Origin of the sequence: Candidatus Methanosphaera massiliense (assembly GCF_028890305.1) — an archaeon.
GTDB lineage: Archaea > Methanobacteriota > Methanobacteria > Methanobacteriales > Methanobacteriaceae > Methanosphaera > Methanosphaera massiliense.
This window is the reverse complement of sequence record NZ_JARBXM010000001.1, coordinates 922,863-946,220: the sequence shown is the minus strand read 5'-3', so window position 1 is coordinate 946,220 and position 23,358 is coordinate 922,863. Positions and strand designations below refer to the sequence as shown.

General features: G+C 31.8%; 24 protein-coding genes. 5 read left to right on the top strand and 19 right to left on the bottom strand.

Annotated features, from left to right (window positions below; all coding sequences use genetic code 11):
- Positions 1-7: 7 nt before the first annotated feature.
- Entirely contained in the window at positions 8-787 is a 780-nt protein-coding gene (locus OTK55_RS04550) for a peptidylprolyl isomerase (RefSeq protein WP_274870871.1), read from the bottom strand.
- On the bottom strand, positions 778-1,893 hold the full coding sequence (locus OTK55_RS04545; RefSeq protein WP_274870870.1) for a nucleotidyltransferase family protein: 1,116 nt from the start codon (positions 1,891-1,893) through the stop codon (positions 778-780). Before OTK55_RS04545 ends, OTK55_RS04550 begins: the two co-directional genes overlap by 10 nt.
- Before the next feature lie 175 nt (positions 1,894-2,068).
- On the opposite strand from OTK55_RS04545, the gene OTK55_RS04540 reads away from it, so the two are divergent.
- On the top strand, positions 2,069-3,355 hold the full coding sequence (locus tag OTK55_RS04540) for a dihydroorotase (protein WP_274870869.1): 1,287 nt from the start codon (positions 2,069-2,071) through the stop codon (positions 3,353-3,355).
- 415 nt (positions 3,356-3,770) lie between these two features.
- On the opposite strand, the gene mcrA is transcribed toward OTK55_RS04540, so the two are convergent.
- From mcrA to mcrB, 4 genes are read right to left on the bottom strand one after another with little or no spacing between them, the layout of a single operon-like run.
- Positions 3,771-5,426 carry a coenzyme-B sulfoethylthiotransferase subunit alpha gene (mcrA, locus tag OTK55_RS04535; RefSeq protein ID WP_274870868.1) on the bottom strand — a complete coding sequence of 552 codons (1,656 nt, stop codon included), beginning with the start codon at positions 5,424-5,426 and terminating at the stop codon, positions 3,771-3,773.
- On the bottom strand, positions 5,426-6,223 hold the full coding sequence (mcrG, locus tag OTK55_RS04530; protein ID WP_274870867.1) for a coenzyme-B sulfoethylthiotransferase subunit gamma: 798 nt from the start codon (positions 6,221-6,223) through the stop codon (positions 5,426-5,428). The genes mcrA and mcrG overlap by 1 nt, the downstream gene beginning before the upstream one ends.
- Positions 6,224-6,229: 6 nt before the next feature.
- A complete protein-coding gene (gene mcrD, locus OTK55_RS04525) occupies positions 6,230-6,742 on the bottom strand; it encodes a methyl-coenzyme M reductase operon protein D (protein ID WP_274870865.1) in 513 nt (170 codons plus the stop codon).
- 15 nt (positions 6,743-6,757) lie between these two features.
- Entirely contained in the window at positions 6,758-8,086 is a 1,329-nt protein-coding gene (gene mcrB / locus OTK55_RS04520) for a coenzyme-B sulfoethylthiotransferase subunit beta (protein WP_274870864.1), read from the bottom strand.
- Positions 8,087-8,788: 702 nt separating this feature from the next.
- On the opposite strand from mcrB, the gene OTK55_RS04515 reads away from it, so the two are divergent.
- Positions 8,789-9,715 carry a hypothetical protein gene (locus OTK55_RS04515; protein WP_274870863.1) on the top strand — a complete coding sequence of 309 codons (927 nt, stop codon included), beginning with the start codon at positions 8,789-8,791 and terminating at the stop codon, positions 9,713-9,715.
- Positions 9,716-10,297: 582 nt separating this feature from the next.
- Here OTK55_RS04515 and OTK55_RS04510 read toward each other — a convergent pair.
- Genes OTK55_RS04510 through OTK55_RS04500 form a run of 3 tightly spaced genes read right to left on the bottom strand, consistent with a single transcriptional unit; the run spans position 10,298 to position 13,102 of the window.
- Positions 10,298-11,728, bottom strand: a complete 1,431-nt coding sequence (locus tag OTK55_RS04510; RefSeq protein ID WP_274870862.1) for a Ni/Fe hydrogenase subunit alpha — start codon at positions 11,726-11,728, stop codon at positions 10,298-10,300.
- A gap of 23 nt (positions 11,729-11,751) precedes the next feature.
- A complete protein-coding gene (locus OTK55_RS04505) occupies positions 11,752-12,669 on the bottom strand; it encodes an NADH-quinone oxidoreductase subunit B family protein (protein WP_274870860.1) in 918 nt (305 codons plus the stop codon).
- A 4-nt stretch (positions 12,670-12,673) separates the two neighbouring features.
- The gene (locus tag OTK55_RS04500; RefSeq protein WP_274870859.1) at positions 12,674-13,102 is read right to left on the bottom strand and encodes a hydrogenase iron-sulfur subunit; all 429 of its coding nucleotides are present in this window, start codon (positions 13,100-13,102) and stop codon (positions 12,674-12,676) included.
- A 732-nt stretch (positions 13,103-13,834) separates the two neighbouring features.
- Here OTK55_RS04500 and sufC point away from each other — a divergent pair.
- Positions 13,835-14,572 (top strand): Fe-S cluster assembly ATPase SufC, encoded by a 738-nt coding sequence (gene sufC / locus OTK55_RS04495; protein WP_274870858.1) that lies wholly within the window; start codon positions 13,835-13,837, stop codon positions 14,570-14,572.
- 1 nt (position 14,573) lies between these two features.
- Positions 14,574-15,791 carry a SufB/SufD family protein gene (locus tag OTK55_RS04490; protein ID WP_274870856.1) on the top strand — a complete coding sequence of 406 codons (1,218 nt, stop codon included), beginning with the start codon at positions 14,574-14,576 and terminating at the stop codon, positions 15,789-15,791.
- 216 nt (positions 15,792-16,007) lie between these two features.
- Here the strand turns inward: OTK55_RS04490 and OTK55_RS04485 are convergent, their stop codons facing one another.
- Together OTK55_RS04485 and OTK55_RS04480 are read right to left on the bottom strand one after the other, a co-directional pair.
- On the bottom strand, positions 16,008-16,277 hold the full coding sequence (locus OTK55_RS04485; protein ID WP_274870854.1) for a PRC-barrel domain-containing protein: 270 nt from the start codon (positions 16,275-16,277) through the stop codon (positions 16,008-16,010).
- Between the two features lie 99 nt (positions 16,278-16,376).
- Complete coding sequence (locus OTK55_RS04480) at positions 16,377-16,973, bottom strand: NTP transferase domain-containing protein (protein ID WP_274870853.1); 597 nt, start codon at positions 16,971-16,973, stop codon at positions 16,377-16,379.
- Positions 16,974-17,166: 193 nt separating this feature from the next.
- Here OTK55_RS04480 and OTK55_RS04475 point away from each other — a divergent pair, with 193 nt between their 5' ends.
- Positions 17,167-18,036, top strand: a complete 870-nt coding sequence (locus OTK55_RS04475; protein ID WP_274870852.1) for a zinc metalloprotease HtpX — start codon at positions 17,167-17,169, stop codon at positions 18,034-18,036.
- Positions 18,037-18,051: 15 nt separating this feature from the next.
- On the opposite strand, the gene OTK55_RS04470 is transcribed toward OTK55_RS04475, so the two are convergent.
- The 8 genes from OTK55_RS04470 to mtrD are packed head-to-tail and all read right to left on the bottom strand — an operon-like array spanning position 18,052 to position 23,354.
- Positions 18,052-19,425, bottom strand: a complete 1,374-nt coding sequence (locus OTK55_RS04470; protein WP_274870850.1) for a methanogenesis marker 14 protein — start codon at positions 19,423-19,425, stop codon at positions 18,052-18,054.
- A 4-nt stretch (positions 19,426-19,429) separates the two neighbouring features.
- Complete coding sequence (gene mtrH / locus OTK55_RS04465) at positions 19,430-20,362, bottom strand: tetrahydromethanopterin S-methyltransferase subunit H (protein WP_274870849.1); 933 nt, start codon at positions 20,360-20,362, stop codon at positions 19,430-19,432.
- Between the two features lie 42 nt (positions 20,363-20,404).
- The gene (gene mtrG / locus OTK55_RS04460) at positions 20,405-20,599 is read right to left on the bottom strand and encodes a tetrahydromethanopterin S-methyltransferase subunit MtrG (protein ID WP_274870848.1); all 195 of its coding nucleotides are present in this window, start codon (positions 20,597-20,599) and stop codon (positions 20,405-20,407) included.
- Positions 20,599-20,787: a tetrahydromethanopterin S-methyltransferase subunit F gene (locus tag OTK55_RS04455; protein WP_274870847.1), complete on the bottom strand. Its 189-nt coding sequence runs from the start codon at positions 20,785-20,787 to the stop codon at positions 20,599-20,601. The genes mtrG and OTK55_RS04455 overlap by 1 nt, the downstream gene beginning before the upstream one ends.
- Position 20,788: 1 nt before the next feature.
- On the bottom strand, positions 20,789-21,550 hold the full coding sequence (gene mtrA / locus OTK55_RS04450; RefSeq protein ID WP_407652421.1) for a tetrahydromethanopterin S-methyltransferase subunit A: 762 nt from the start codon (positions 21,548-21,550) through the stop codon (positions 20,789-20,791).
- Between the two features lie 17 nt (positions 21,551-21,567).
- The gene (gene mtrB, locus OTK55_RS04445; protein WP_274870846.1) at positions 21,568-21,867 is read right to left on the bottom strand and encodes a tetrahydromethanopterin S-methyltransferase subunit MtrB; all 300 of its coding nucleotides are present in this window, start codon (positions 21,865-21,867) and stop codon (positions 21,568-21,570) included.
- Positions 21,867-22,655 carry a tetrahydromethanopterin S-methyltransferase subunit MtrC gene (mtrC, locus tag OTK55_RS04440; protein WP_274870845.1) on the bottom strand — a complete coding sequence of 263 codons (789 nt, stop codon included), beginning with the start codon at positions 22,653-22,655 and terminating at the stop codon, positions 21,867-21,869. Before mtrC ends, mtrB begins: the two co-directional genes overlap by 1 nt.
- Positions 22,656-23,354, bottom strand: a complete 699-nt coding sequence (gene mtrD, locus OTK55_RS04435) for a tetrahydromethanopterin S-methyltransferase subunit D (RefSeq protein WP_407652420.1) — start codon at positions 23,352-23,354, stop codon at positions 22,656-22,658.
- Between the last annotated feature and the right edge of the window lie 4 nt (positions 23,355-23,358).

The following is a 23,358-nucleotide window of genomic DNA, read 5'->3' as shown; positions in this document are numbered from 1 at the left end:
ATTTTACTTATTCTTCATCATCTGGTAATACTTCAGGTGCTACTTCTTCAGAATCAGCTTCTTCTTCAGTTTCTTCTTCTGGTTCTGGTTTTTCGAATTCATCGATGAATTGAACTTTTTCTATTCCTTCAATGTTTTCGTATGTTTCTCTAGCTACTCTGAATTTGGATAATGTTACTTCTTGTACAGTTCTCTGTTCAAATCCGGATAATTTGTCTAGTGTAATTTTAGCAACACCATCTTCTATTTCGATTTCTGTTTTTTCAACATCTAAGTTAGGGTTTCCGTAGTATACTTCTATTAATCCTTTGATTTTTTCTGCGTCATCTTGGATTGTGTCTACAATTTCTAAATCGTATACTATGTCTTTACCTGCTAATTCATGGTTGAAGTCTACTCTTACTCTTCCACCACTGATTGTTCTTACTACACCAGGATTTCCTTCTAATGTTAATGGCATGCCAACGAAAGGTTTTATGTTTTGTCTTTTGAATTCTCTCATTGGAATTAATTTTATTAAACTAGGGTCTCTTTTACCAAATGCATCTTCACATGGTATTTCTACTGTTTTTTTGTCTCCTACTTCTAAGCCTTTAATCTCATCATGTAATTTTGGTATTAATTGTGATGATCCTACAGCTAAAACCATTGGATGGTAATCTTTTTGATCGTTTTTGATGCCTGCTTCTTCAGCTACATCTTCGTATGTAGTATCAAATACATCTCCAGTTTCTTTAACTCTTCCAGTGTAATTTAGTTTTACAAAATCTTTATCATCTATTGGCATATTTTTCCATTATCTCCTATTAAGTTATTATTAATATTATTTTTAAATTGATTCAGAATATCTTTATTTTTATATCCTAAGATTCTGATTTTTTGTGGATAATTATTAATATATTTATGTATCTCATCCTTAAAAATACCTGCCTCTAATACACTTAGTATTCTCTGTTTTTTATGACTACTGAATCCATAAGTAATATTATTTAATATCTCGTCAATATTATCAAATGGCCTATTATCAAGTATATTACTAACTGTACTATCATCCATGAGAGCTAAATTAGATAATTCATCTCTTGATAGATTATTCACATTATCAAGCAAGGTCTTTGTTGCTCTCACATCATGTAATGGAGCATGATTTGCTTCAATTTCCTTTTCTAACATGTTAATGGTTTCAATTGGTAACATATCATCTAATTTATTGAATTCATTTTTTGATACCATTTCTCTTATCTTAGTACCACTAACATTTTCTAGTCTTGGAATGAAAATAAATTTATTCTTAAAATCAAAATTTAGTTTTGTCAATGATTTAGCAAGGGACACAATAACATAATCATCATTGCTTAATTTCCCTTCAAGTAACACCTTTTTATCTTCCATAGAAATAATTTTATATGGTTTTGGTGCTACGCCCTTACCATTATTTATATAATTAAGTATTATTTTAAATTTAGGGTCATTACTAATATATCCTCTTGGAATATAATCGGCATTCAGTGCCTTAAACATTAAAGATAAACATAAGGAATATTGGCCAGAACCCATGATACCCATAGGTGGACCTTCTACAGCAATATCTGCACCTACCTTAATTGCAAGTTCAGCTCTTTTTTGTCTAGTTAATATATAAGGTAATCCTCTACCATTACGTTCAAACAATCCTGGGATAATTGCTACAAATAAACATTCAGGATGTAAACGTTTAGCTTCATTCATACAAAATAAATGTCCATTATGTAAAGGAGAATACTCAGTAAAATCAGCAATCATAGGAGTAATATTTTTATTACCCATAATTTTCAGACCATTAGAATCCAGATCCTTATAAAACTGCTTTCTATCCCTACATAAATTATTCTCAACAAATGATTCAATACCCATTATAATAACCCCTAAAAATTAATAATATCAATACGTATGAAAAAATTTGTTAAAACTAATATATAATCATATAACAACAAAGCCTAGAAAAAATAGGAAAAAAATAAACCATAGAATTCTTATCATATAAAATAGAAAAACGAATATAAATAAAATATAATGAAGGTGAAAAAAGATGGGAAATCTCATATTAAAAAATTGTAAAACAATAGACAATAACACCATAAATATCATTATAGAAAATGGAAAAATAAAAGAAATAAAAAAAACAATACTACCTTCTGACACAGCCACAGACAAAACAATTGACATAAAAGATAAAATAGTAATACCTGGTCTAATAGATCCCCATGTACACTTCCGTGACCCCGGATTAACACACAAGGAAACATGGAAAACAGGCAGTCAGGCAGCAGCACATGGAGGATACACCACCGTAATAGACATGCCAAACACAATACCGAAAACAGACACCCTAAAAAACTTCCAAGAAAAAAAGGAAATAGCACAAAAATCAATAGTTGACTTTGGTCTACAGGCAGGTGTTAAAACTGAGCAAGATGTGCTAGAAATAAACAAAGAAAAACCAGCATCATATAAAATATTCATGGATTTACATACAAATGAACAACTAGATAAAATGTTTAGTTATGTAGGAAAAACCGATAAACCATTATGCTTACATTGTGAGGATAAAACACTAGTAGACTATAATATAAAACGACTAAAAGAAGACCCGGAAAATAAAGAAAAAATAATAACATATAGTTATGCAAGAAGTCCACTAACAGAACTAATAGCAGTAAACAGAGCAATAGAATTAGGAAAAAAATATAACCTGCAATTACATCTATGTCACATAAGCACAAGACAAACACTTGAATTAATACATGAAGCACGAGAAAAACTAAACATAACCATAGAAGCAACACCGCATCATCTATTCCTAGAAAATAATGTATATGAAACATATGGAGTAAAAGCAAAAACAAATCCACCTCTAAGAGATAGTAATTATAATATTACTATATCCAACCTAAATGAATTTGATAGTATAGGAACAGACCACGCACCACACACAATAGAAGAAAAAGAAAAAGACACATGGAGTAGTGCTGCAGGAATACCCGGACTAGAAACATCAATGAAACTACTGCTAACAGAAGTTAATAACAATAATTTAACTCTTCACGATATAGTTAGATTAATGTGTAACAATCCAGCAAAAATATTCAAAATACCAAATAAAGGAAAAATAGAAAAAGAATATGATGCCGATATCACAGTAATAGATATGAAAGAAACTGGAAAAATTAGCACAGAAAACACATATACTAAAGGGAAATACACACCATTTGAAAATAGACCATACCATGGAAGTAACATCATGACCATTAACAGAGGAACAGTAATCTGTGAAAATGATGAAGTCTATGAACACAATGGAAAATATATATACTAACCTTTTGACTCATCCCCCACTCTTTTTTAAAAAAAAATAGACCTATTTTTAGATTTATAGTAATTCTTAAGAAAATGATTTAATTATAAAATTTAGTGAATTTATGAAAAATAGAATTAATTGTAAATAAAATTAGAAAAAACAAAGTAAAAAATAAAGGAAATAAATAGGGTTCTAGTTTTTCAAGCAACTTAGTCCTTTAGATATTTCCTAGTAAAAAGTACTAATAGTTTAGTATGTAGTAATGCGGGTCGTACCTTGTTTACCTCAGTAATACAGGTCGTACCTCACTTACGTACACTCCTAACTATTATTAAAATATATTTATACTTTAAAGTTTACTTGGAAAACTTCAGTTTGTATATTTGTTTAACATAATATATAAACTTACCCTATTAGTTTAATATCCGCTAATTTATAAAGCAGGGTTGATTAAGTCACGTTCTCCACTAGGCATGAACTCTCTTACTGCACCTTTAGCAATGCATTTTCTTGGGTGAGTCCAGTCGAAGAGTAAGTTTTTATCTGCAAATGCAACTTTTATGAGAGGGTTAAGTGCAAATGCGTCTCCTCTAGCTGCGTGTGGAGCTTCAGCAATACCTGCGTATTCAGGTTGGTGACCTACGTTCATTGCGTAGTTAGGGTAGTTAGGACCTCTTAATTCGTGAATAAGTCCTTCGTCACTTCTTATGGAGAGTGAGTTGGATGATCCACATTGATCTTGTAAGTCGTAACCGTAGAATCCTAATCTGCTGTGTCCTTCTTTATGTAATAATTGACTTAAGTACCATCCGTTTACACCTGCGTTAGAGTTAGCAGTTGCGAATGCTACTGAACAACCTGCACCTGCTGCGAGAACTGCTGCTCTCTGTGATCCACCGAAGTGGTCTTCTAATGCTGCAGGGATTTCGTATTGTTCTAATCCGTATAATGTTACTTCACTAGCGATGTCTCTTACAACATCGGAATTAGCTTCAGCTTGACATAATCCGTATTTGTTGTCTACGTAGTCTTTACCGTAGTATATGAAGTCGTCTAAGATTTCATCTGTGTATGCTGCAGTAGCATATTGTGTGAATCCTACACCACCAGACATGTATGAACCTAACCATACTTGGTCGTATAATGGTGCTGCTCCACCAATAACTTCTAATGTTACTTCTGCAGGGTCATCAGATACTCTGCTGGTTTGTACCATATCAGAGAATGCACCGAAGGTTACTCCTCCTGGTTCGTTTGGTCCTCTTGCTCTTCTTGAAGGCATTGCGGTAGCCATTGAGATTACGTCTGCGTGTTTTGCTGCGTATGAGAAATCAGCAATAGCTGCTTCTCCTGCACATAATTTGTATGCAGAAATGAAACTCATACCGATTTGCATAGCAGACCATCTTGAGGTTGTACCTCCGTCACAAGCACGTACTACTAATGTAGGTACTCTACTTACTTGGTAAGTTTTCTTACCTATGTATTTTTTGAGCATTTCTGCTTGTTCTTCAGGGAACTCTTTGTTGATGTCTATAACAAATCTTTGGTCTAATTGATCTAATAAATCATCGTCACCGGTGAAGATTTTTGCGTAGGAATCTACTACTAATCCAGGGTCAACTTCTACCATGTGTTCTTGTACAACTGCTCCTCCAGGGAGTGCGTGGTTGATTGTTTCTAAGTATTCGTTGATTGTTTCAGGAGTTACTTCTACACCTAACCTTTGTTCTAGTACACCGTGAGCTGTATCCATACCAACAATTACAGTTCTTTTAATATCGTCTACTAATTGTTGAATAGCTGAGTTGTTACAGAAGTGAAGGTCGTCTCCTTCTACGTATGTGTCTGTACCAGATACTTGGTATGCCATTAATTTTCTCTGTCCGAGAGGTACACCAATGTCTGGGTTGTAAAATGGTAGTCCTCCACGAGCTTCCATAGCTTTTTTAGCTTCTTCATTAAATTCTCTTTTTCTTGCGGATTGTTCCCATCCACCGTAGCAGTAATATTTAGTTTTTTCATCTTTAGGGTCTTCATCAAATTTTTCTTGTAAAGCCTTTAAGAATAATTTTTTCTCATTATCCATTAGTTACCACCTAATTTACTTTGTAAATCTTTATTGAATACATCTAAACCATATCCACCTTCAGTTCTTGCGAAGTGTATTTCTTCAACAACTTTGATAACTTCTGGGTCGTCTCTTAGACTTACGTTGTCGTATCTGTATATGGTTGTGATCTTCTTAAGTTCGTCTTCTGGTAATGGTTCTCCAACGTCTACAGGTTCGTCAAGTTCTACTCCTACTTGATCTTTTACGTATATTACGTGGCCAGTTTCTTCATCATATACGTATCTTTGTAATGCGTCGAACATTAATCCGTTTTCGTCAAGTCTTAGGGAGTGTCCGTGTACTGTTGCTCCTCTTAAACCTGTTTTTGCTGCATCGAAGAATTCGGATTCTAGTAATATTTTGGAGGTTTCTTCTAAGTCAGATTCTCTCATTTCAACTACTTGTCTTCCTGAAAGTGTACCTGTATCTACTCCTCTGAATCTTCTTAAGTATGATCTTGCTCTGTCGTATGGTTGAGCAGGTGCATTATACATTGAATCTGCGAATTGTATGTATCTTATACGGATTCCTTTTTTTGCTCCGTCGATTGGTTCTACGAAGTCTTTCATAGCGTCTTCTTCAAAGTCCATTTCATCAAGAGGTGGGTGTACTGTTTTGTAACCTTCTCCTGGGTTTCTGTGACTTAAGAGTTTTACTATATCGTCATCTGCAATATTTCTTAGTTTTTTAAGTTCGTAATCTGGATTCATGTGTTTCTTACGGTTTTCTGCAATAACACTTTCTCCAGGATAAAATTGTACGTCATATGCCATTTACAATCACCTGATATATCTTATAGTTTCTGATGATTTTGCATTTGGATCTACTAATCCAATTAATCTTGAGTCTATTTTGTCTTCAAAACCTTTTCCATATTTCATGTAATCTGAAACTGATGTTGTGGTTTTAGTGAATATACCTGTTGATACTTGGAAACCAAAATCTAGGGTATCTTCTAAAATAGAGTTTACCTGTTCTACAAAATCGTCTAGAAATTCTAATTGGACTGTTAAAATAATTTCACCAACAGATACTTTTAATGGAACATCATTACCTTTAACATGGATGGTTTTCCTATCTGTATGATTAACTTTTGCTCCTTTAGCTGGACCATAAGCTACTACTGTAGGTAGTGATTCACCATTTATTAAAACTCTCAATATACCATCTAACTCCATGATTTGATTTAATATCTTTTCAGTTGTTTCTGGTTTGAGAATTCTATCTGGGAATATTTTTACATCACTTGCTTTTATTACTTTTAATTCTGTTTCATCTACGTCTGTTGACATTATTTAACTTCCTATCTAGATTTTATCTTTTACTTCATGTGCTCCTTCAGCAACATATTTTACTGGTTCTCTTAAATTGTCTACACTACTGTATACTTCTCCAACTAATCCTGATGTAGCTTCTACAGAGAACATCTGTGTACCTGCATCTAAGGACATTGCTGCTGCGTTACATGGTATAGCGTAACCTTTACTGTGTCTTGTTACTACGTGGTTACCATTGAAGATACCTGGTCCTCCACCACCGTAAATACCGTGTGAGAAGAAACTCATACCTACACCAGTACCCATTACTCTACCAAAGTCTACTCCTGGTAAACCTGCTTCGTATTCTAAGATATCGTTGTAGTATAATATAGATGATGCTACACCTTGAGCTGCTCTTGCTGCACCTACGTTAACAATAACTGCTGCAATTTGACCTGCTGCTGCATATGCGTTCCATAATGCCCAATCAACTGGTTCGTATAATTTATATCCTGATGGTAATGTTTCTTTTACTTTGATTATTCCATCATCGGATGCTCTGGATAATAATGAAATTACTACGTCACCGAGTGTTGCTTTACCGTTTTCTTTTACTAAGTCATAAACTATGTTGTTTGCGTTTAATCCTTGGTATGCTAATCCTAATAAGTGGCTTCTTTCGAATGCACCGATTGCGTCACCCATTTCGAATGTTGCAGTTTGTTCAAGGATTGATGATAAAGCTACTGCGTTAAGAGTATTTTTCTTTGTGATTGCTACTACGTGGTTTGCACCAATGTTTCTTAGACTGTAACCTAAACCTTCAAGGTGAGTTGTTTGTCCTAATAATGTTGTTAATGCTCCACCTAATTTTACGTTATGTGGATATCCACCCATAGCTGCTGTTTTTATTTCTGAAGCTTGATATTTGTTTATATCAAATGTATCGAGTATAGCTTGGATTAAAGCTGCTCCTGTTGCTAATGGTGCTACGGAGTAGTCACCGGATACTGCTAATCTTTCTGATGGAATTTGTACTAATGCTTGTTTTCCGTCGTTTAATAATTTTATGTTAAGATCGTCATCGTCGTTAACTTTTAAGATTTTTTCCATTTTGTCAGCAATTGCATCTGCGTTGTCTACAATTGCTAAATCTAATTCTCTTCCTGGAATAAAGTTAGCTTTTCCACCGTATGCTCCGTTTGCTAAGGATTTTTCAATACCTGCTAAGTTTACTGCAACAGAACGCTTAATTTCTTCTATAATGTTTTTTATAGTTGGGTTTACTAGAGGACTAATTGCTTCTAGAGGTACTTGTTCTTCTAAAAGTTTTCCGTCTACCCCATACAAATCTATTTTATCGTCATATGTTGGCATTTATATGTACACCTCTTAAATTAAATTTATTAAGAAATGAACTTATTATTATTCATTCCGGGTTTATACTTTCATATTGCTCTTCTTTTCACTATAATTCTTGTTATGATTCAATAAAATACTTAGTTGGTAGAAATATTTTAATGAAACAAGATTATATCCACGTGTTTTTTATCTTTAACATCAAATTTATAATGTCTATGTGAAAAAGAATTCAGTTAATTATTTAACTTAAACAAATGAAATCTATCCCTCCAACTGTTTATCTAAAAATACATTTCCATAATTATTGTGCTCAAATATTCATACAAAGAAAAAATACTCCTAATAACTTAGCGTTATATCATACAACACTCCAATTGTATATTTTACAAATTGTATGATTTTAGGATGTATTTAATTAACCGTTTAATACGTCATTATGAGTAATACAAAAGATATCATTACTTATGAATATTTTTGTAATTCATACTAATTTGTAATAAATATTCTTACAATTGAATTATATAATTAGAATACAATATAAATATTTCTAAATTTTATAGAATAAAACCTTACCAATAAATCATGATAATTTTTTTTATAAAAAAAATAAAACGAAGATACTTTATATTAATCACGATTGATTATTTTATATTATTCAAATCATCATAAATAAAAAATAAAACAATTAAAAGCCAAATAAAGAGGAGATAAAATAAAATGGAAAAAAATAGTATAAATAATACAAAAAATATGAATTTTACATGTGATGACATAAAAAACATCGTCAATTGTGAGGATAATGATAGTTTAAATGAATTATTTGAGAATGCAAGAAAAATACAAGAAATATTTAATGAAAAGACTCAATTTGAAACTAACTTATATTTTCCTAATATTTACAGAGTTAAGGATAACTGTCCTACATGTGGTTACAGAACACCTGAATCAAGACGTGAATATAATCCATTATATATTAAAAATATTTTAGAATACAGACTACGTGATATAAATCAATATGATATTCATGCAATTAATTGTTATTTTACTAATACTCTTGATGAAGATATACTAAAAATTGTTATGAATACTCTTGATCAGTATGATATAGACATTAATGTAAATATAACTAACTGGAATGATTATAAGTTAATTTCATGTTTTGACGTTGATTCTCTAATTATCGATTATTCATTACTTACTAAGAACTATTATACTCATAGTAATCATGAAGAATTCGATAAGATTTCATATAAACTATCACAAATAATTAATGATAATTCAATCAAAGACATAACTTATGAATTTCCAATCAATATTGGTGAAACACATATAGACCTTTATCGAATTTTTAAAATATTTATGAAAATTAAACCTACATCTATAGAAATCAAAGGTTATGATCCATTCTATGATTCACCAAGGGAATATAATCCCCAATATTCACAGCAATATTTAAAAAAGATAATATCTCTACTCCGCATAATCCTTCCAAAAACCAATTTAAAACTAAAATATGCGACAAATGGTAATAATGATATGGAAGAAAATGTAAAACTTGGAATAAATACAATTACTGGAATATATTTCGATAAAAACAAACCCCAATTATACAATATTAACAAAATTATGAATATTAAATCCTAAAAATGATAAAAAGTAATACTTTTTAATCAAAAAGTATTTATCATCGTATGTATAAAATAATAATTGTAGAAAGTAATAAAAAAATATAAAATAGTATGATTTTTTATAATATTCTACATTACTAAAGTAATTCTACACATACCCTCCCCCAAAAAAAACCCAATTCGAATATAAAAAAAACTCCAAAAAAAGTAAAGATTAAAGTGTTCAAATATCTATAAAACTATAATTAACGGATTAGACCTTATACTTATAAGATCTAAAAATAATTCTTTTTTTTTAAAAATAGAAAATTCATCAATATAACTAATAAAAAAAGAAAAATACTAATTCTATAAAGAAATTCTAAAAAAATTGATTAAAAAAAATAAGATAACTTCATTGATAAAAACCAATGAAGTATGTTCCGATTTTATATTATTTTAGTCATAATTTGTTCAAAGATGCAACAAACAATATATTAAATACAATACCCTATTAGTTTAAAATAAACTAATCAATATTTGAAAGTATAGAATAGGAGGACCTATCCTAAACTTTAACTACACTCTTCAATGAAGACTGTATTTTTAGATTACATACTTAGACTTTTTTTACTAAGTTACCCATGTGATCATATACTTCTACAGTAGATAATCTCATTTGGGTATCTAATTGGTGAGTAGCACAGGATAGACATGGGTCGTATGCACGAATAACCATTTCCATTAAGTTGAAGATTTTATCGTCAACTTCTACTCCAGGTTTTATGTAGTTTTTAGCTACTTGTTGAATACCCATTTCCATTGCAGGGTTGTTTTGTACTGTAGCTACTACAATGTTTGCTTTGGTTACTAAACCGTTTTCATCAGTTTCGTAGTGGTGGGTTAAAGTACCTCTTGATGCTTCAACAATACCAATACCTTTACCTGTGATTTGATCACGGTCTATTGCTTCAGGACGTTTTTGTCCACTTAAGTCTCCTTCTAAGCCGTCAACAGCTAATTCTGCTGATGCAACTAATTCTATGAGTCTTGCTGGGTGGAATAATAATGGTTCTTGAGCGTAACCGAAGTTGCTTCTGAATTCTTTTAAGTAGTCTTGTGCTCTTTCAGCTGGGTCAGGCATTTTTGTACATACGTTGATTCTTGATAGAGGAGCTACTCTGTATATACCTTCAGGGTATCCTATATCTTTTATGTATGGGAATTTTAACCAGGAGTATGGTTTTACACCTTCAGCCATGTAGTCTTGGTAATCTTCTGAACCGAATTCTGCGTATTTTTCTCCTTCTTTATCGCACATTCTTACATTACCATTGTACATTTCCCAACTTCCATCTTTTTTGTCTACTAATCCACAGTGGTATGTTTCAACATTACCTAATGTTTTGATTAAGTCCATATTTTCTTCGAAAATACCTTGTGCTACATCCCATGTGTCTAATGAAAGTTCGAGAGCTCTTTGTGCTTTTACTAAGTTGTCTTTTTGTTCTTCGTCTGTTAATTCAGTGGTAATTCCACCAGGTGTGTTGGATACTTGGTGAATTGGTCTTCCACCGACAGCAGCTACGATATCTTGTGAGTTTCTTCTTAGTTCTAAAGCTTTTTTAGCTAATTCAGGTTTATCTTTAATGATTTGGAATACATTTCTGGTTTTTCTATCTTTTCCACCTATGAAGTCAGGTGCAGATAAGAAGTAGAAACTTAATGTGTGTGAGTGCATTACAGAAGCCCAATTCATGATTTCTCTCATTTTGTAAGCTGCTGGATATATCTCATCATCATTGAATCCAAATACTTGGTCACATGCTTTAGCTGCTGCTAAGTGGTGTTGTACATCACAAATACCACAGATTCTTGGTACGATTCTTGGAACTTCTTCGATTGGTCTTCCTTGTAGGAATTTTTCGAATCCTCTGAATTCCATTACGTGTAATTTTGTATCTTTTACATTTCCTTCTTCGTCAAGGTCTACTGTAATTTTTGCGTGACCTTCTATTCTTGTAACTGGTTCTAATGTTAATTCTACCATATTTATTTATCCTCCTATTCCATCTATTTTTTGACTTTTAAAGGGATTAATGCTGCTGGTAATGTGTAAGTATAGAAAGTTCCTACTATATCTTCTACTTGTTCAGCAACTTCTTCAGGATCTACATCTTTATCGTTTTCTACACCAAAGTCAGATGAGATAGCACTTATCATTTTTGCTCCTGCATCATATACTTTGTCTGTAGGTCCATAACATCCACGGCATGGTGTATCTACTGCTGGACATTGTGCTCCACATAATGGACGTGTTGCTGGACCTAAACATATGATACCTTGTGGTACTAGACACATGTCTTTGTCGGTTGGTCCAACTTCCCATGGTCTTTTGATGGTATCCATAGCCATTCCCGTAGGTGGTTTTTCTCTTTCACATACATCACAAAGGTTGTTATCAGGAATTTCTACTGGTTCACCTTTTACTAATGAAATTAATACTTGTGCAATTACATCAGATTTTGGTGGGCATCCTGGTAATGCTGCATCTACTTTGATTGCTTCAGATAATGGTCTTACTCTGCTTTCTAGGTGTGGTACAGATTCATTAGGTATGATTTTATCTGGGTTTACTGTAGATTCAGAGTTTATGTATGCTTCTTCTGTTAACTCGTCATTGTCATATAAGTTACCTAATCCTGGAATTCCTCCGAATTCAGCACAGGTACCGTAAGCAACAATCATGTCAGATTTTTCTCTTAATACTTCTGCGAGTTCTCTGTTTTCATCGTTACGGATTCCACCTTCTATAAGACAAATGTCCATGTGTGGAATTTCATCGTATTTTGTATCCATTAATACTGGTGAAAATTCGAATTCTGCAACATCGAGAACATCTAATAATAGTTCGTGTAAATCAGTTAAAGCTATGTGACATCCAGAACATCCGCCTAGCCACATTGTTCCTATTTTTTTCTTTTCTGCCATGTGATTATGCCTCCTGTTCTATTTGAGCTTTGAGTGGTGATGGACCTAATTCTTCTATTTCAGCAGTTACTCTTCTGATTGTGGAAGCAAATTTTTCACCTTCAGATGCTGAAATCCAGTCGTGTTGTACTCTTTCTTTTTCAATTCCGAGTTCATCTAATAATCTGTAAACTAATCTCATTCTTCTATCGAATTTGTAGTTACCTGCATCGTAGTGGCAGTCTCCCATGTGACATCCTCCTACGAATACTCCATCTGCTCCTTCTCTTAGAGCTTTTAGAATAAATTGAGGTTCTATTCTACCAGAGCACATTACTCTGATCATTCTTATGTTAGGTGGGTATTGCATCCTTGAAGTTCCTGCAGTGTCTGCTCCACCGTAGCAGCACCAGTTACAACTGAAAACGATTATTTTAATATCGTCATTAGCCATTTTTTTTCCTCCTATTAAAAAAACATGATTATTTTAAAATATTTTTTTTATTTTAAAAATAATCTACTCATTATAATCTAAGATTAGACATTATAATTAATATTAAACACGTGTTCATTGTACTATTAATTTAGTACAATTTAAAAAAATGTACAAACTAAAATAATGTACAATATTATATGACTTTAACTATTATTATAAAGGTTATTTTATAGAGTATACCGTAAAGTTTAAATATGATGATTGAATTTTTTGTGTTATTATCATGATTTTTCAGTATAATTCTTGTTGTAAAAAATCGTTGTTTAAATTATATTTCGTCTTAAAACGTTGCTTATAAGTTTTTTTTAATTTTGATTTTTTTAATGAAAACATTGAAAAATTTAGGTTAACCTAATTAATAAATATATTAATACTATTTACAAAATGATTATTACTTTAAAGTATTATTGATTGAATATGAAATAATATTTAAATTAAAGATGATTAATTATTATATAATTACAATACTTAATAAATTTCAAAATAGAAACTGTACGAATATTATTCAATCCTATTTTATTCCTCCAGATTAAAAATAACGTTGTTATATTACTTAATAAGCATAACACTGTTATATAACACACGATAATTATAATAAATAAAAGAAAGAGAAAGTAATAATTGATAAAAAAATATAAAACTTAGGATATCACAATAATACTTTTTATAATTTAAAAACAGGGTGATTAAATGCTACTCGAAATAAAAGATTTAGAAGTAGAAGTAGAAGGAAAGCAAATATTAAAAGGAGTAAACCTGGAGATAAACGAAGGTGAAAGACACGTACTACTCGGCCCAAATGGAGCTGGAAAAAGTACACTATTTATGACAATACTTGGATTTCCAAAATATGAAGTCACGAATGGTAAAATAATATACAAAGGACAAGACATAACAAATATGGAAACCCACGAAAGAATCAAATTAGGTTTAGGTGTAACCTTCCAAAATCCACCAGCAATTCATGGAGTAAAACTAAAAGATTTACTAAAAATAGAAGACAAAGACCACGAATACAAAAATGATGATGAATTAACCAATGAAGTAGTTGAATTAGGAAAAAGATTAAAATTAAATGAAACTTTCCTTGAAAGAGATGTTAATTTAGGATTCTCTGGTGGAGAAGTAAAAAGATCTGAATTATTACAATTATTAGCACAAAAACCTGATTTCATCATGTTCGATGAACCTGATTCTGGAGTAGACATAGAAAATGTTGAATTGATTTCAAAAGAAATAGGTACACTTCTTGGACAAGATGACCCTAATACCAAGAAAAGTGGATTACTCATTACTCACCTGGGATACATATTAAAATATGTGAATGCAACACACGCACATATATTAATAGATGGTAAAATTACAAGAACAGGTAATCCTACAGATATTATGAACGACGTTAGAAAATCAGGATTTGGAGATGCATAAAATGGTTTCATTTAAAGACAGAGCAGAAAAAGCAATAGACAAAAAAGCATCCGTTGGTGCTGATGTAGATTTAGATGAATTTGAAGCAGCAGATGTAGGACAATACGACCACATCGATTCATTAGAAGATTTAACCAAAGATGACCAAAAAACATTAAACAGTGTTGGAATGGAAACTGATGAAAAAGGAAGAGCAGCATCATTCCTACAAATGGACCAATCAGAAATATTTGTAAATAACATGTTCCCTGGTGTAGAAGTAATGGGAACAGCACAAGCACTGGATAAATATGACTGGTTAAAAGATTACATGTGGAAAGCAGTACAGGTAGATGCAGATAAATATACTGCTACAACAGAGTTAGGTGCAAGAAGTGGATACTTCATAAGAAGTGAACCTAACACTAAATTAGACATACCTATACAAGCATGTATGTATATTGGTGATGATGAAGTAAGACAAACTGCACACAACATAATTATTGCTGAAGAAAATTCTGAAATAAATATCATCACAGGCTGTTCAACAGCAACACACGTAGACAATGCAGCACACATAGGTGTATCAGAATTCTACCTTAAAAAAGGAGCAAAAGTAACATTCACCATGGTACACAACTGGGCAAAAGAAGTAGATGTAAGACCAAGAACTGGAGTTATAATGGATGATAACAGTACATACATCTCAAACTACATACTAGCACATCCAGTAAGAAACTTACAAGCATACCCAACAGCATACGCAAATGGTAAAAACTGTAAAGTATTCTTCCAATCAATATTAGCAGGAAAAGAAGATTCATTAATTGACCAAGGATCCAGAACAGTATTATCTGGAGAAAACTCCCAATCAGAAATGATTACAAGAGCAATATCTGAAGATAACTCTACAATATACACCAGAGGAGATTTATTAGGTAAATCACCAGATGTACGGGGACACCTTGAATGTATGGGATTAATATTATCTGATGACTCAAAAATATATTCAGTACCTGAACTAAGAGGAGAATCTACAAACATGGAATTATCACACGAAGCTGCTGTAGGTAAAATAGCTGAAGATGAAATCCAATATCTAATGGCTAGAGGATTAACAGAAGATGAAGCTGCATCAATGATTGTAAGAGGATTCCTTGATATTGATATTAAAGGATTACCAGATAAATTAGCTCAAGAAACCAAAAAACTCATGGATATGAGTATGGAAGGAATGTAATCCTAAAAATAATTAACCTCCCTCTTTTTTTATTATTTAAAAAAAAATAGATTAACTAATTTTACATTAATATTTACATGAAAAAAATAATAAACAATTCTTTAAGTTAATATGATAAAAAATAGATAAGAAATTTCGTATATAAAATAGCTCTAATATATAATAAAAAAAAGAAAAAATAACCCTCAAATAGATTATTCTTTTCCCATAGTGTTATTATCCAGAGATAATAATAAATTCACCGACTTTTTCAACTTTACCAAATGGAACAATTAACAAGTCGCCATTACGTTTAGCACCTTTAACATTAACATTTCTTTCACTGTCTGTTTTTATGATAATATCTGTAATTTTACCAGTTTTTTCATCGATAGTTAATTCTTCTAGTTCTCCTAGAATACGTGCACTACTTGTTGCAACTTGATATCCTCTGATATCTGCCCATAATTTTTCTTCGCCTTTTATTAATTCCCTTTCTTTTGCCATTATGTCCACCTAAACGTATTTTAACAAGTTACCTATTGGTAATAATAATTACTAATATCTTTATTTTTAAAACTATATATAACTTATTAATATAATAACTTACTCCTTCTTAGCATGATGATTAGAGATATCTAAATCATCAAGTGTATTAACATTAAAAGCTAATTCTACACTATTTGATATATAGATTGTTTGATCTTGTTCCTTAGTATTAGCTAACACTACATTAACACCTGTAGGTACTAATCCCTCAAAGACTAATGTTGGAGTTAAATTATACTTATCAAATAAATTTGCTGGTACTGAAACACACATAGCAGGTTTATCCCTATCATAATAATGATCTAACACGTCGTCTATATGTTCTGAAGTTATAAAAGGTAAATCTGCTACAAGAGTCATTACAACTTCATCTTCCTCAACATATTTTCTGTCAGAAAGAATATCTGACAAATCTTCCACATATCCATTACCTTTAGTTTTTATTATTATAACTGGGAAATCTTCCAGATATTTCTCAGTGAAAGGAGTGTTAGGACTCACAGCTACAATAATTTTATCTATATATTTAGAACTTGTTAAAGCATCTAATACATGTGTAACCATTGGCTTACCCTTAACTTTAATCATAGGTTTCTCACAATCGGAATCCATTCTACTGCCTTTTCCACCAGCCATTACTAACGCCGTTGTCATGTTATACTTCCAAGTTTATTTAATATTATATTTATTCCTACTTAATATAAAATTAATAAGACCGTTTAATTGGAAAAATAGAATATTATATATAATATTAATATGATGATTTAAAAAACTATATATAGGAACACTTATAAATTTTTAAGAGTTTGAAGTAAATACAAAAAAATAATTAAGGACAGAAATAAAAATGTTAGAAAATCTGAAAACAGCATTATTATTAGGAATAATGTCTGCAATACTTGTAGTAGTCTGTGGAGCTATCGGAAGTATTTTTAGCTTAGGTAGTTTTGGTATCTTCATAGGATTTATATTTGCAATTATTATGAATTTCGTATCATATTTCTATTCTGATAAAATTGCATTATCCTCATATAATGCACGTATTGTGTCAGAGCAAGAAGCACCAAATCTTCATAGAATCATTGGTGAACTATCAAATCAGGCAGGCATTAAAAAACCAAGAGTAGCAATAATCGAGTCTAATACTCCTAATGCTTTTGCAACAGGACGTAATCAAAGTCACGCAGCAGTAGCAGTTACAACAGCCCTTCTTCAAATACTAAACGAAGACGAGTTACGTGGAGTATTATCACACGAACTAGGACATATAAAAAACAGAGATATTCTAATAAGTTCTGTGGCAGCAACCCTTGCAGGTATGATTGTAGCTATTGCTGACTGGGGAAGATATGCAGTATTTTTCGCAATCGATGATGATGCAGGTAGTATTTTAGGATCATTATTAATAGCAATTCTTGGTCCGATAGCTGCAACATTAATACAGTTATCTATTAGCAGATCACGTGAATACAAGGCTGATGCAACTGGTGCCCAGATATGTGGTAATCCTCATGCTTTAGCAGAGGCACTTAGAAAACTAGAATTTGCTAATATTAATATGCCTATGACTGATGCTAAATCAACAGATGCACATATGTTTATAATAAATCCACTTACTAATATAGGTGGTGCATTACAGAAATTATTTTCAACTCATCCAAGTACAGCTGATAGAATAAAAAGATTAGAAGGAATGGCTGTTAGCCAACAATACTAACAACATTAAGTTCTATCAGAATTTTCTTATTTTATTATTTTTAATTCTTTGCTGCATTATACACATGCCCCTTCTAGATCCGCCTACTGGATTAGATGGCGTACCTAAGGAATTCATACATCTTGCCATCATTAATGCACCTAATGCTAATCCGTCCTGTGCAAATAAAATATTATCAAAATCTTCTTTCAAATATTGTTCTATGAAATAAGGTTTATATCCTGTTATTCCTGCTCTTCCAGTTATTCCTAGTGTTGTATCTTGTTTTATGAGATTTAATTCATTAGTTTTATCCATTAACCGTTTTATTAAAAATGCATACATATCATCTATTTGTAACATGACCTGATTGTTATCAAAGTTTTCTATTATGTTATTAAATGTATCTACTAATTTTTCGGTATTATTAATTCTTGAACCTATAACTTTGATTTTTGATTGTTTTATCTTCGTGGAATCTACAGCAACAGAACCAAATTCATTAACTTCCGGAGGAACTTCCATGATATCAATATATTCATGTAATTTAAGAGTATTTTCATGTAACAATACCTCATCATATCCATTATTATTTTCAGTAAATGTTAAGTCAATTGTTGAATGATTATCTTCTATAATTTCACAATCTCTCAAAATAATATCAGAGATACCGCCAGCCAGTCCAACATAATTACAGGTTAAACTTGCATAAGGTTTATGATTATCAATCACTTGTCCGGCAAGAGTAGTCCCCATATCCACAGATATCACAGGATTACGATAATCTATCACAGAACCTTTACTAGCAAGCTTTAAACCAGCTGTAACTAATTCCCCCTCCATCTCATTAGCGACTCTGCCTATTGATTCTGGTGAAGATACACTGACAACTGATCCATCAAACTGTATATTATTAAAAAATGAGAATTTACGTATATGTTTTGGAATATTATTTATAGAAAATGGGGCAGTCATTTGTGCAGGTTTAACTCCTGCCTTCAAACAACCATCGGATAATGCTTTGATAATAGATCCTACTTCACTAGATAAACCAGAAATAGCAACAACACCTGTTGATCTAACTACAAAGTCCAAATCACTTACAGATAAATTGATTTCAGCTAATGAATCAAGAATTATGCTTGATATTGCTTCTTCTATAGCTTCTTTTGATAACGGTTTATCCCATATTGTATGACCGAATATTTCCTCTGATGGTGATGGCAGTCTTATATCCCTAGTTAAACGTACCATCTTATTCAACTGATAATTCTTATTAGTTTTAATATTTGTAGTCATAATTATAGACTTAATAGTTGTATTTCCTAGTTCTACTGATAAAACTGTGAAGAATTGGTCCTTTATATCGTTAGGTGATATTCTAGGTATTGTAACTTTATCTAGTGTCATAGTATCATAATAAATTTTTATATGGATGTGAATCTATTGGATTAATGCCTATTGCCTCGTTAGCCTCAGCTATAAACATGTCTGTCATTGCACATGCTGTGAATGCTTTTCTAGTATTTTCTATTGGACCGAATAATACAAAGTCTCCACCAGCCATTTGCTGGACAATGTTAGCTCCTACATCACATACAGGCCATACTTCAGGATATTCCTTTTTATATTTTTTAATCCAATCCCATGCTGATGGTACATTATGTACTCCACTACCAGCAGGATAACCCCATTTACTTTTCTCATTTATTGTTGCTTTTATTGCACTTCCTCCTCCTTGTCCTAGAGGTGTTACTGCAACATCCATTAAAGGTTTGAATATACCACAATCATCAGCTATTTCCAGTAATCCTTTTTCTAGAATACCTGCTCCATTGTCCCATAATTCTATTTTTCCTTCAACACCTGGTTGAGTTGGATTAAATCCTAGTATTATTGATGAGGTTATGTCTGAGTTTGTTATTGCTTCGATTTCTTCCGTGTCTATGGACATGTTTATAGAGTTATATATGGTTCTTTCTGCTAATCCTGATTCTGTTACATGTTTTGCTCCGGCTATTCTTGCATCTGCTGATGTTGAATCTATAAGAAATGGTGCGTCAGATATTGATGTTACAAAATCTATATATTTAAGTAAAGCTTCAGGTGTTGCTCCGAATATTTGTACTATATTAGGATTTCCTGTTAAATCTGTCATTTCATCCATAGTATTTAATAGAGTTTCTGCCTTATCCTTGTCAAAAATTCCCTTATTCTCATCAGATATAATATTATGACCAGCATAAAAAATTGTACCTGCTAATACAGTTGGATATTCACCAGGCTGTCCACCTATCTTTACACCATAAACATCAAATACTTCTTGTTTTTGTTCAAATTTAAACATGAAAATGCTCCTTTTTAAATAATTACTTCTAAGTCTTTTACCCTAAATTATTGTGAGTTTCATTAATATAATCACTACAATTAGTGCTATTATTATACCATATAAAAATCCTATATCTCTTCCAATACTTTTTCCAGTTTTCTGAGAAAATTCACCATGAGACTCTTCTAGTCTTTCCTCTAACTTATCTAAACGTTCATTAATTTGTTCAAGATCTTCTTTTATATTATCAGACATTAAAAGCCCCCACTATAGTATAATATAGGTATACCTACAATGATTAATGTACATATAAATCCAATTAATATACCACTTATACGAGTACTCTCCACACCACTAATTAATCTTTGGTTTCTTCCAATTAACTGGGCTCTATACTCTATTGAATCTACCAATTCACCAATATTGTTCATTGTCTTTTTCATATTAAACCCAACCTATCATTATTACAATTAGAAGGATTAAGGTTAATATAAAACCAAGAACTATACCCTCTATTTTTCCTGCATAATACCCTGAATTTATTTTCTCAAGACTGCCAATTTCCTTAACTTCATTATTCATTAACCTTATACGGTCTTCTATTTCAAGTAATCTTAAAGCTGATGAATCAACATTACCTGTTCCCTGAGAACTATATTCAACTTCATCCTCTTCTATTTCTTCATCTTCCTCAGATTCACTTAACTCAACAACCATCGGTTCCTCAGGAAAAACTTCAGGATCTTCATCTATACATTCCTGTATCTTAGCAGATATTTCATCTAAATTCTCATTATCTATCATACTGATAAGAGACACTTGTCTTTGAAATCGCTCTACTGCTTCAACAGATAAATTTTCCACAAAAGGTATTGCTCCAGGTGAACCTATGATAGATTTCTTATCAGAATCAATACCATTTTCATATAAAGCCTCAACAGTTTTACCAGTTATATGACCCTGTACTTCTGAACCACATATCACAACATAACGAATATTTGAATTAGAAATAACATTTGCAACAAATTTTTCTATTCCTAGATTTTCTGTATGTAATGGTCCTGCAATAGCAGCTCCAGCATTTACAAGTTCTTCATTCATTTTTGAACCCAATGATACAACTGCTACTGGACTACTAGAATCACCAACATCATAATCTCCAGTTTCTAGAGGCCAACCTTGTACAACTTCCATATCTTCTACCAAAGTACTTTCCTCCTATATTAGACTATTAATATTAATATTATCAATGCAATTATTACTCCTATAACCACATTTGTTAATAATCCTGCTTTTCTATATACTCCATTCCTATTATTTTCTGATAAATTAGATGTTGTCCTAGAATCTAAGGAGGATTCCAAATCATCTATTGCACTTTCTAATCTATCGATTTCAGATATAACATCATCTATTGGAAATGATACTCCCTCTGATTTTATACTTGATTTAGACCCAATGACTCCAGTATTAACATCCATAACAAGGTCATCATCAATTATAACTTTTGAGTTATCAACCATTAAAATTCCTCCTCATCATTTTTAGGCCATAATCCATACCATCTTACTGATGCTGCTTGTTGTTTAGTGTATTGGAAGTATTTTCTAATACTTATAATCCATCCGATAAGTGATATCACTAGATAAACATACCAATAACCATTACTAACCACACTTATAATTGAAATAACCATCAACATTAAAAATGCATTAGCTATTGCTAGAGATAATGTTCTATATTGGTCTTCATTTGGTCCCATGCATGAATTATACGGATTTTGTATAGCCATTACTGTTATAATCATAAACAATATTATTAACCCATTTTCTATAACATAGTGGTATATCATATTAGCGTCTGAAGAAGATAATACTAGTGTTGACATTGCCATTATAGTGATTGTAGTAGCAATAGCAATAGACATGAAAGATTTTGATAATATTTCAACCTGTATATTAAATACGTATTTACATATTAATGAGATTGATAAACCAATTAATCCAGCAATTACTACGCTAATTATTGGAAATAGCATTGACTGATCTACAAACAGGGATAATGAAATACCTACAATAGAACTTATTAGACCACATGCAGTTAACATGTAAACAATAGAAGGTACTCCAGTACCTAAACTATACTTACCCACATGTCTGAGTGTATTTGTTCCATAAACAACACCCAATATTGTAGCTATGATTGAGAAAATACCCCCAATTGATGAGATATTGCTTGCATAGATACATATTAAACCACCGGCAAGTGATACTAGTGTTATAATCTGATGTGGAATTAAATCATCAGCCATCTACAGACCCCCTAAAATCAATGCATATACTACTGCTAATATAATAGACATGATAAAACATGAAATAGTACCTGATATTATTTTTGATTTGAATTTCTTATCATAAAATCCCTGAATAGTACCACCAATATTATATGATGCTACAACAGCAATAACAAAGAATAACATTATTGCTAAAATAGCTGATACTGATCCACATGCCATTGTTGAATATACTTGTTTTAAATTTAATTCATTATATATTGCCCAAAATGCAAGTGAACCACCGACACCACCTAGAAATGAACCAATCAAACCACTTACGAATGATATTGTTGGTATTCCATGACCTGTTGTACCTGGACTAACATACGGCTCTTGCTGGAAACCTGTGATTGGATCTTTTTCAAAGTTGGCTGATGCTGGTGGAACTCCCACACCATAAACATGTATCATGTTAGAAAATAGCATAGTTACTGCCATCATTATCATGGAACCTATTGCACCAGACATGATAATAATATATTCTGGTTGTCCAATAACACTTGTAGCAGCTAATATTCCTGTGATTCCCATTCCAATTGTTATCATTGGAGCTCCTGTAGGTATACCAGCAGTTGTTGATAGTGCAGCTGGTGCACCACCTACAGGTATGAAATGAACACCTATACCAATAATTGTTGATCCTATTATTATACTTATTAATAATTCAATCATCATCTCA